The following is a 10,376-nucleotide window of genomic DNA, read 5'->3' as shown; positions in this document are numbered from 1 at the left end:
TTATTCATCCCGCCGCTCCGAAACCGCATGGAGGATCTGCTTTCTCTGACTCAGAGTTTTATCGATAAGTATAATGATCTTTTCCAAATGAATGTAAAAGTCATTAATGAGGACGCCATGCATTTGCTTCAGCAACATACGTGGCCTGGCAACGTGAGAGAACTGGAACATACGATTGAGGGAACGATGAATTTAATTACGAACGAGGAATTCATATCCATCGACAACCTCCCTGCCCGCTTACGTAAAATGTATCCCGATCATCAGCCGCTGCTGGAAAAGGGAAGTAAGGACGGATCTCCAAGAACGTTAAAAGAAAAAATGAGTGATATGGAGAAGTTTTATATTCAACAAACACTCAAGGAGAACAATCACAACGTTTCCCGCACTGCAAAAATTCTTGGCATCAGTCGCCAGAGTCTGCAATATCGATTACGAAAATATGATTTATAAAAAATATCCCGTGCATCTCATTGATGTACGGGAATTCTCAAACCTATGTATTCTTAATCCTCTTCTTTTTTATGAATTCCATAATACTACGTCCCATGTCAGCGATCACTCTTCTCCCGGCTTCCTCATCGTCTAATTCACTGAGTAAAACCGCCGCATAAACCGTTTCACTGTTGTATGTAAAGATTCCAACATCATGTTGCACACCCGGTAGCATGCCTGGCTTATTAGCAATCTCTAAATCTCCATCCTTTTGATAAGCAGGGAGTCCTGACGCGAATTGCTGCTCTTTGAGGATGTTATAAATACTCTGACACGACTTTCGACTGAGCAACTGAGACTCTTTTATTTCTGAAAAGAATTGAACCATGTCACTGGCAGAAGTAGCATTATCCACCCCCGCCTTAATTGCTTCAAAATCCATGAAATAGCGATTCAATCGAGTGTCTGTGCAGTCCAACTTCTCACATAGATTATTGATGTTTGAAAAACCAAGTCTATCAATGACTAAGTTAGAAGCGGTGTTGTCAGACACCACTATCATGAGCTTCATTAGATCGAGAATTGATAAGGAAAGGGAATTGTTCAATAGCTTAAGGACTCCATCTCCTCCTACCTTCTTATGTGAAGGAATATCCACCTTCTCATCAAAGTCCAGTTCTCCTATTTCCACTTGCCTAAAAGCTTCCATAAGGATTGGAATCTTGATGGTACTTGCCGCTGGCACTTTCTTTTTACTATTAATCTCAATCGTTTCATCGGTCGTTTTGACTACAATGCTGACATTGCCTTTAATACTTGCAGCAGTGTGTTCAACTTCAGCTTTAAAGGACCTCATGACACAGGCTCCTCCTTTTTTAACTAACCTGTACTGGAACTTATCTAACCGTTCTACTCTGTCCCACTGATATCCAATATCGTTATCTTTCGATTTCCGCTGATCAAGCTTCTTAACCGCGAATCTTCTTTTCTTGCACGCCATATGATTTGAGAAAAGTTTTCAGGCTCGAAGCGGTAGTGATCGATCAAATACTTTTCAAATTTCTCGTGATCAACCTGGTTTTGATGTTCTTTGGCATAGTTAATCAAAATTTGAGTCAGTTCCTTATAGCTCATGCTTTTTGATCGATCCTGAGAAAAGGCTACAGGATCCGTCGGAAGCACATACTCATTTCTCAATGCTTCCGTTGAAAAACTGTCTTTAAATTGGTTCGTTGTTTTCTCTATTAATAGATCTGCCGGTATATCAGGACTCATTCCTTTTAAATCGTCATCAGTTTTCGCTAACTCTTTCACAATGTTAGAGATTTCGGGGTTTTCACTTTTTTGTTCCATACGCTCCAGTCGGCCGATAAGTTCATGTTGTTCTTTTGTGAGCTGCTCGATCATTTCCCTTAGGTGTCTTTTTTCTTCTTGTATATCCTCCAGCCGCATATTGATCGCATTTCTTAATGTAAACATGACTGACGAGCCTCCTTTAATAAGTCACGATTATAGAATATAATAGCACACTAAGAAGAGAGGAAATTCGATTCCTTTTAGATAATAAAAATTGAGAAAAAAGTTGCTGATCCTTTTGATAGAACCCTAAGGTAAGCTAACTTTAAATTAATGAAAACACGTCCGTTCCTTTTCATTTCATTAAAAAAGTGCTTTCCTTTTAGGAACGCACTTTTTTATGTTATTCATTTGATAAAATTCCTATTAGAACGATCACTCGAAATTTAAGAATGACCATGACCTCTTCCCGATTCCTCCGGTAGTTCCTTACTGGCATTGGGAATATTTTTGGGGTCAAAATTAATTACATCAGAAGAGTAGATCGTTACACTCATCTGTCCTCCATAAACTTTGGATCGAATTAATAAAGGCTGATTATACTGATTCTTAAAAGTAAAATCAGGACCGTACCAACTAACAGTTGCATCTCGACCAGGGGGAACATACGGAACAGATTTACTGTGTGAGTAGCGTTCCCTAATTTCTACTCCTGCATTGTCAACGGAGTTAAACAACGTAGAGGAAACCTGACAGATTCCGCCTCCAATCCCTTCCGTTACTTCTCCTTTGACGATGACTGGAGCATTCCTATACCCTTTTTCCTTCGTTCTTTTTCCAACCACTTTATTAAACGAAAACACCTCACCAGGAAAGACAACATGACTGTCAAGCGCTTCAGAAGCAAGACGGATATTATGGGAGCGTTCTTCATTGTTTGAATTAAAATACGTTACATAATGCCCGATTTGCTGGGTGCGGATATTAGCGAGCAGTTCTCGATCTACTTGAGGAAGAACAGCAAGTTTAGGAACATTTAGGGTGTCCGCTTCCGTGTTAAATAATTTCTGATAAAATTTCTCTTTAAACTTCTGTTGATAAACTTTGTAGCCAGCCTCACCAGGTATGATTTCTCCTGATTCTCCTATTTTGGCATTTACAGGTTCCCGGCTTATTTTTTCATCGATCCGTTCAAGGAGCTGTTCTGTTTTCGTTTGATCAATAAAGGGCTTCCCAACAAACTCGAGTGCAAAATCGTTTCGGTTCACACTAAGAATTTCTTCCCCATCATGCATTATAGACAACTTATTTTCTTGAATCACCGATTGCGCTAAAAGTAAACATAAAGATAAAATGGCCATTTTCATACGCGAATCCTCCTATGGGTAGTATGAGTAGAAGAGGGAGGAATCATGTGAACAAGTTTGAGAAGGCCGTTTTTCTTTAAGCGAACTCAGAAAAAAGATGACCCCTTTTATTAATGAGGTCATCTTTTAGTGAATATATTTTTATGAATTTAGTCGAACAGTTCACTTACGGAATGTTCGGTTTGTACCCGCAACAGCGCATCCGCTAATAATGGGGCAACCGATAGGGATTTAATTTTCTTAATTCGTTTTTCGTCGGGTAAGAAAATAGAATTGGTAACCACTAACTCTTTAATCGGTGAATCATCAATTTTTTGGAGGGATGGCTCAGATAAAACCGCATGGGTCCCGCAGGCATAAATGTCGTTCACTCCGCTTTCCAGAAGAGCCTCGGCAGCCTGGGTCACTGTGCCCGCTGTATCGATCATGTCATCCACAATGATGACGTTTTTCCCTTCAATTTCACCAACTACATTTCTAACCTCAGGCGCATTCGGCTCAGGTCGGCGTTTATCTACAAAAGCTATCGGCGCATCTAAGATATTCGCCATCCTCCTTGCACGTCTAAGACCACTCGTATCAGGAGCTACAACAACCAAGTCTTTGATGTCCTGTTCCTTGTAGTACTGCGCTAAAATAGGAACACCGAGCAGCTGATCAACAGGTACATTAAAGAAGCCTTGAATTTGCGGTGCGTGCAAATCCAGGGTGATTACTCTTGAAATTCCTGCCTTTTCCAGTAAGTTAGCAATCAATTTTGCCGTGATCGGTTCGCGCGGACGCGCCTTCCGATCCTGGCGTGCATAGCCGTAATAGGGAATAACGACGTTAATCGTTTTCGCTGACGCTCTCTTTAGAGCATCAATCATAATTAAAAGTTCCATCAAGTTTTCGTTCACAGGCTGAGAAGTCGATTGAATTAAATAAATGTCATCGCCTCTGACACTTTCTTCAATATTGATTTGAACTTCGCCATCACTGAAACGGACGACTGAACTTTTCCCAATAGGAACTTCCAATATTTCCGAAATTTCCTCCGCCAAAGGTTGATTAGAATTTAAAGTGAACAGCTTCATTTCCGATTTTGAACTCATATAGATCTCTCCTGTACTAAAAAAATTATAAAGGGAGGTATGTAGCAGACCAGCTCTTATTTTAGAGCCTTTTCTCTAACGTATATTGTAAAAAACAACATCTTCCACGTTTGTTTTCCGTAAATTTTTCTTTATTATTATATCACAAACTTACGTAATGACACATTTACACGGGCCACTTCAAGGATCAAAGTCACTTCTTATTGCTCATAAAAAAGACAATTCACCTCATGTAGGTGAATTGTCTCTTTCTAAAAAGCTTTATTTATAGGGATTGAATGGCGTCCTCAATGGATGTGCTTCCAGAGACGACTTGAAATTCTTTGCCAATTGTTGCTTCATTTTCTAAAGTGTTTAGAATGACCCGAGCTACATCTTCTCTAGGAATTTCGCCTCGTTCCACTTTGGATGAAGCTTCAACTTCGCCCGTCCCATCTTCATTGTTTAAACGTCCAGGATGAATAATCGTATAGTCAAGATCGGTTCCTCTTAACCAAACATCCGCATAATGCTTAGCTACAACATACGGCGCAAAAGATTCAGGTGCCGATTGGATGGCGTCACGAGTCGTATCAAACGAACTAATCATAACATACCTCTTCACACCAGCACTCTTAGCTGCTTCGATGGTTTTTACCGCACCATCCAAGTCAATCATCATCGTTTTGTCAGGTCCTGTATTCGGTCCAGAACCAGCCGTGAATACGACGGCATCCACGCCTTCGGTCGCTTTAGTAATCGTTTCCGGGTCATCCTCCAGGTCAACGACGACGGTTTCAGCGCCAAGTTCTTGGAAAAAAGAAGCTTGCTCTTCTTTACGAATCATTGCCTTTGCTTCAAGGCTTTCGCTGTCTTGAATAAATCTCACAAGATGTTTTCCGATTTGTCCATTTGCTCCAACAACAAGTACTTTCAATTTCTCCACCCTTTCTAAGTAAAACTATAGATTGATTTACGATTACAATGATGATTTATCATCAGTCATCGTGTTGTTCATCTATTCTAGAACATTATTCTATACCCGCTCTCTCATCTTTCTATTCTGAGCAATGCTTCAAACCGTATTTATCCTCGTGTTCGCAACCAAAAATTTGAATGGCTGTATGGAAATCCTTATAGAAAAACACCGTCATGCTTTCGTGCATGAAGGCTTTCCCACGTCCTAGCTAAAGAAACGGGTTAATTTCTCTAAGTTTTGTTCAGCATTCACAGACGAGTGATGAAACGCAACATGCCCATCCGGACGAATGACAAGTGTATGCCCTTTTTTCATGCCCAGCTTCTTCTCTACATGGCGGTGCACATCGTAAATAATCGGGAGCTCATCTCCATCTGTTCGAATTGTCCCACCTTTTGCGACAAGGAAAATTTTCATGAGATCCGGGTAGGTTTTATTCAACTTTTTAGAAAAGGAATCAGCTTCATTAATAAGTTCTTGATCTTGGGCATCTATATAAATGAAACAAACAGTCCCATGTTTTCGAATTAACGGGTACACACTTTCATCGTTGATGCCATCAAAAAACAAGAGGTGGTCAGGTACTCGTTTGCCTGCTTGAAGGGAACCTTTCGAGAGAGATGAATTCTTTAACTTCTTGTTACTGGACGTGTGCTCATACTCGTTATAGATATGAGATAAATGATTCGCGATTTTTTCCTGAACCCAGCTTTGGGTTAAGACCGCTTTCCCTGTCCAGTTCCGGATCTTCCCTTGCGCCCCTTCTAAATTAATAACTTTCAGCATTCTGGATGTCTCTTTGAGTACATCTTTCCCAATCGAAAATCGCTCATCCTGATAACTATTCAAAAAAGAATCCTGCGCATAACCCTTCAGGACCACATCCAGCTTCCAGCCAAGATTTGCCGCATCCTGCAAGCCAAGGTTCATCCCTTGGCCGCCAAGAGGATTGTGGATATGCGCTGCATCCCCGACAAAAAACACATCTCCCTGGCGGTAGTTGGGAACTTGTCGATGAGCCGTTCCAAAATAGGACAGCCATTTAGGGTTTTCCACTCGATAGGACGTTTCCAAAATGGTATCCATACTTTCTTGTAATTCCTGCAAAGACAGTTCATCTTTGTGCGGCTGACCCTGCTTTGCTCGGTCCAGCCCAACGACACGATAGCTGCCGTCTTTATAGGGAAAGAAAGCTACAGCTCCGCGGTCGTTCAGATGCATATTAATATAAATTTCGTTTAATTCAGGAACATCTACATCTCCTAAGAAAAATGTGTAGCCATCATCCTCACCTGCAAATTCAACTTCGAGAGCTTCGCGCACTTTGCTGTGGGCGCCATCACAGGCAACTAGATATTTCGCAAAATACTTTTTCAATTCTCCCTGATGAACCGCTGTGACAAACACACCTTCACCGCTTTGTGTGACTTCGATGACTTCATGCTCTCGCTCGACCTCTCCGCCTAGTGAAGTTAAATGATCTTCTAAGATCTGCTCCGTTTCACTTTGAGGAATGATGAAGAGATAGGGATATCTGCTTTGGATGTGGTAAAGTTCAACGAGTGATGGATGTTCTCCTCCTAAATGCAGTTTGGAACCGGGACCAGGATAGCCCCGTTTTAAAAAAGTTTTTTGCACACCAAGGAGCTCGAACATTTCAAGTGTCCTCGCCTGTATGCCAAGAGCTTTTGATAACTCAGAAGGTCCTGACCTCTTTTCTAAACAAATAAAATCCACCTGTCTCTTTTGCAACTCATTGGCTGCCATAAGTCCTGCAGGTCCTGCTCCAATAATCAGCACATCCGTTTCGATCACGCCAGTCATGAGACGTGCTCCTTTCCTTTGATAATGACCGCTGCGTTTTCTCTGATGTTACGGTTATTCAAATCTTGCCGGAACTATCCTAATACGATACCCGTAATCTCTATCATCAAGCACCTGAGGACACATTCAAAGATAGATTAAGAGAAAAAGGATTCGTTAAGGGGCTCACCCTCATTTTTCACAAAGTTACTGAGGTTATGGTGAGAGTGTGCCAACACCTGCAAAAAAGAGAGACGCCCTCCGCCTTGACCTTTAATTTCCTTCAAAAAGATTCCCTCGTTGAACATAGCTACAAGATTCAACAATAAATTTACAAAATATTCAAAAAATATTATTGACGATAGATTCCGTTTGATCTAATATTTTAATTGGAAAAGTATTCAAATTATTTTTGTCCTCTTTAACTGTTCTTCCTTCTCATTTCACATGTACTTCTCAGATCTTTATATAAATTCAACATCAAGGTTTCCTACTATATAGTCCATGATTTGTCCTGTTGAAAGTTTTGTAGAGGAAAGTAAATCTATCATTTTTCAAGGAGGAATTGGAATGGCAGTAAAAAAACCGACGATTGAACAGTTATTGGAGATTGCAGAGAGTTTTAACATGAACATGACGACAGAGGATTTAGAGACATACCAACAGCTAATGGACGGACCAATCCAGTCGTATAACCGATTAAGTCAATTGGTAGAGCCGACACTACCCGTCAAATACCCTCGAACACCTGGAAAACGGCCTTCCCCTGAAGAAAATGAATACAATGCCTGGTATTGGAAAACTTCCATTAAAGGCAGGGACTCCGGGAAGTTAGCAGGAAAAAAAGTCGTCTTAAAAGATAATATCAGTCTTTCAGGCGTTCCCATGATGAACGGTTCTTCATTGCTGGAAGGGTTCGTACCGGATGAAGATGCGACCATTGTAACCAGGATCCTGGATGAAGGTGGTGAAATTGTTGGAAAAGCGGTTTGTGAAGACTTCTGCCTCTCTGGTGGAAGTCACACTTCAGCCACCGGACCCGTTTTAAACCCGCATGATCCTACACGATCAACAGGTGGATCCTCTAGTGGTAGTGCTGCCCTCGTGGCTGCCGGCGAAGTAGACATGGCCATTGGAGGCGATCAAGGAGGATCGATTCGAATGCCGAGCTCATGGTGCGGAGTTTTTGGATTAAAGCCTACGTTTGGACTGGTGCCTTACACGGGAATTTTCCCAATCGAACAAACCATTGATCACACCGGACCCATAGCAAGAAGTGTTGAAGATGTCGCACTACTGCTCGAAGTCATCGCCGGACCGGACAACCTTGATCCAAGACAATCGGGCTTAGAAGCAAAACCATACTCCGAAGCCCTGACAGGGAATGCTCAAGGTCTTAAGATCGGAATTTTAAGCGAGGGATTTAATTGGAAAGGTCTTTCTGAAGAGGATGTAGATCTGTTCGTCAACCAAGCCGCTCAATCCTTAGCAGATGCGGGAGCTTCTGTAGAAGAGGTATCCATCCCCATGCATCGGGACGGAATTCATATTTGGAATGTCGTGGGAACAGAAGGATTAACCTCCAGCATGGTCAAAGAAAACGGAATGGGCACAAACTGGAAGGGTCACTATAGCACAAAACTCCTAGATGCTTATGGAAAAGCGAAAAAAACAAGGGCCGATGAATTTTCAGAAACCGTTAAAATGACTGTTTTGCTAGGTGAATATATGCAAAACCATTATAACGGGAAGTATTATGCGATTGCCCAAAACCTGGTACGAAAATTAAAAGCAGCTTATGATGAGGCCCTGGAAACGTATGATATCCTTGTCCTGCCGACCACACCAATGAAACCGACAAAAATCCCTTTACCTGACGCACCGAAGGATGAAATTATTATGAGAGCGCTGGAGATGATTCCAAACACGGCACCGTTTAATTTAACGGGACACCCCGCCATGAGCGTTCCATGTGGAAAATCAGAAGGTCTGCCTGTCGGAATGATGCTTGTCGGCCGAACGGGAGAAGATGAAACTGTATTACAAGCCGCCCATGCCTACCAAGTCACCCATGAACGGGTTTCGGTCACTTCTTAACTGCAAGTTTAAAGGGGTTACAGCCCATCTATTTCAGCTGTAACCCCCTTTTATAAAATCCAAGGCTCCTTTATAGAGACAATCTTTCAGACAGATGATACATCGTTTCATCGATGCGGGACTCTTGAGAGAAAATCTCATCAAAGTCATCATTCACCGGCTGGTTATTCTCTATCTTCACCACTTTCCCTGATTCATGATTGATCAGCAAATCGATCGCATACGCTCCCAAACGGCTCGCTAACATACGATCCCTTGCTGTTGGCGCACCTCCATACTGGGTATGACCTAGTACGGTCACACGTGATTCGATCCCTGCCTCTTCTTTCAGTTTGGCGTTGAGATCGATTCCAGTCACACTTCCTTCGGCTACGATAATAATGCTGTACCTTTTTACTCGTCCACTTTGGTTTTTCATCTGTTCAACAATTTTCTCTGCATCCTCTTTCCTTTCAGGGATTAAGATGCTTTCCGCCCCGCCAGCTAGTCCAGAATACAAAGCTATATTCCCTGTATCCTTCCCGGCAACTTCAATAATCGATGTTTTCTCATGGGAAGACGCGGTATCACGTATTCGATCAATGTAATCAATCACTGTATTCAAAGCAGTATCAAAGCCAATGGCATCGGTCACACCCGGAATGTCATTGTCGATTGTAGCAGGAATGCCGATACACGGAAATTTTTTACTCGCTAAACACTTTGCCGTCTCTAAAGCATCTCTTCCCCCAATGACAACAAGGGCATCAATACCCGCATTTTTTAAGTTTTTAATTACCTGATCTTGTCCGTTATCAGTCTCAATTTCTTCACATATGTATGATTGCAGGATGGTCCCCCCTCGCTGCATAACAGAACCGACGGATTCCGCATCCATTTGCTCAATATTATTGTTCAAAATCCCCTGGAATCCATACTTAATTCCAACCATTTCGATTCCATGATATAAACCTGATCTTACGACAGCACGTATGGCTGCATTCATTCCTGGAGCATCTCCTCCACTAGTTAAGACACCAATTCTATTCATTGTCATCACTCTCTTTCTTTACCACAATCATTGATAGCTATTTTATACTTTATTAGTTGCGGCAACAAGGGAACGGATTGGAGGATGATGGTAAAATCAATGAAGCACAGCATATCATTTTACTTATTTCTTCCCCATGTCTGTTGTAATTGACGGATTTCTTCTTTATGAGAAACAACTTCTCTCGGAGTTTCTAATATGAAAGGAATATTTTCTAATTGATCGGAAGCCATTAAAGGAGCAAATTGGCTTTCCTTAATAAATCCAGAGTCAAAAATGTTCGCATGCCGGTCTTT

General features: G+C 41.7%; 9 protein-coding genes. 2 read left to right on the top strand and 7 right to left on the bottom strand.

What is annotated here, in order from left to right; translation table 11 throughout:
- Nucleotides 1-453 (top strand): helix-turn-helix domain-containing protein (locus LD39_RS01855; protein ID WP_304413569.1); only part of this gene is annotated, 453 nt, incomplete at its 5' end.
- A gap of 43 nt (nt 454-496) precedes the next feature.
- On the opposite strand, the gene LD39_RS01850 is transcribed toward LD39_RS01855, so the two are convergent.
- From LD39_RS01850 to LD39_RS01825, 6 genes are all read right to left on the bottom strand, one after another.
- Nucleotides 497-1,291, bottom strand: a complete 795-nt coding sequence (locus LD39_RS01850; RefSeq protein WP_035542286.1) for a serine hydrolase — start codon at nt 1,289-1,291, stop codon at nt 497-499.
- 53 nt (nt 1,292-1,344) lie between these two features.
- Complete coding sequence (locus LD39_RS01845; RefSeq protein WP_035542284.1) at nt 1,345-1,914, bottom strand: hypothetical protein; 570 nt, start codon at nt 1,912-1,914, stop codon at nt 1,345-1,347.
- A gap of 263 nt (nt 1,915-2,177) precedes the next feature.
- Nucleotides 2,178-3,098 (bottom strand): VanW family protein, encoded by a 921-nt coding sequence (locus LD39_RS01840; protein WP_035542282.1) that lies wholly within the window; start codon nt 3,096-3,098, stop codon nt 2,178-2,180.
- 149 nt (nt 3,099-3,247) lie between these two features.
- Nucleotides 3,248-4,192 (bottom strand): ribose-phosphate diphosphokinase, encoded by a 945-nt coding sequence (locus tag LD39_RS01835; protein WP_035542280.1) that lies wholly within the window; start codon nt 4,190-4,192, stop codon nt 3,248-3,250.
- Between the two features lie 265 nt (nt 4,193-4,457).
- Nucleotides 4,458-5,108, bottom strand: a complete 651-nt coding sequence (locus LD39_RS01830; protein ID WP_035542278.1) for an SDR family oxidoreductase — start codon at nt 5,106-5,108, stop codon at nt 4,458-4,460.
- Nucleotides 5,109-5,354: 246 nt separating this feature from the next.
- Nucleotides 5,355-6,974 carry an FAD-dependent monooxygenase gene (locus LD39_RS01825; RefSeq protein ID WP_035542275.1) on the bottom strand — a complete coding sequence of 540 codons (1,620 nt, stop codon included), beginning with the start codon at nt 6,972-6,974 and terminating at the stop codon, nt 5,355-5,357.
- Nucleotides 6,975-7,523: 549 nt separating this feature from the next.
- Between LD39_RS01825 and LD39_RS01820 the strand changes: the two genes are divergently transcribed.
- Nucleotides 7,524-9,050, top strand: a complete 1,527-nt coding sequence (locus LD39_RS01820; protein ID WP_035542274.1) for an amidase — start codon at nt 7,524-7,526, stop codon at nt 9,048-9,050.
- A 70-nt stretch (nt 9,051-9,120) separates the two neighbouring features.
- On the opposite strand, the gene LD39_RS01815 is transcribed toward LD39_RS01820, so the two are convergent.
- Nucleotides 9,121-10,080 (bottom strand): ATP-dependent 6-phosphofructokinase, encoded by a 960-nt coding sequence (locus LD39_RS01815; protein WP_035542273.1) that lies wholly within the window; start codon nt 10,078-10,080, stop codon nt 9,121-9,123.
- Nucleotides 10,081-10,376: the final 296 nt, after the last annotated feature.

Source organism: Halobacillus sp. BBL2006, assembly GCF_000786645.1.
Classification (GTDB): Bacteria; Bacillota; Bacilli; order Bacillales; family Halobacillaceae; genus Halobacillus.
Note: the sequence above shows the minus strand (reverse complement) of the source record. Positions and strands in the feature narration are given on the sequence as shown.

What these genes read in the sequence shown, in the direction of transcription:
- LD39_RS01825 (WP_035542275.1), bottom strand. Translation starts at nt 6,974, where the DNA reads ATGACTGGCGTGATCGAAACGGATGTGCTGATTATTGGAGCAGGACCT.
- LD39_RS01820 (WP_035542274.1), top strand. Translation starts at nt 7,524, where the DNA reads ATGGCAGTAAAAAAACCGACGATTGAACAGTTATTGGAGATTGCAGAG.
- LD39_RS01840 (WP_035542282.1), bottom strand. Translation starts at nt 3,098, where the DNA reads ATGAAAATGGCCATTTTATCTTTATGTTTACTTTTAGCGCAATCGGTG.
- LD39_RS01850 (WP_035542286.1), bottom strand. Translation starts at nt 1,291, where the DNA reads ATGAGGTCCTTTAAAGCTGAAGTTGAACACACTGCTGCAAGTATTAAA.
- LD39_RS01845 (WP_035542284.1), bottom strand. Translation starts at nt 1,914, where the DNA reads ATGTTTACATTAAGAAATGCGATCAATATGCGGCTGGAGGATATACAA.
- LD39_RS01815 (WP_035542273.1), bottom strand. Translation starts at nt 10,080, where the DNA reads ATGAATAGAATTGGTGTCTTAACTAGTGGAGGAGATGCTCCAGGAATG.
- LD39_RS01835 (WP_035542280.1), bottom strand. Translation starts at nt 4,192, where the DNA reads ATGAGTTCAAAATCGGAAATGAAGCTGTTCACTTTAAATTCTAATCAA.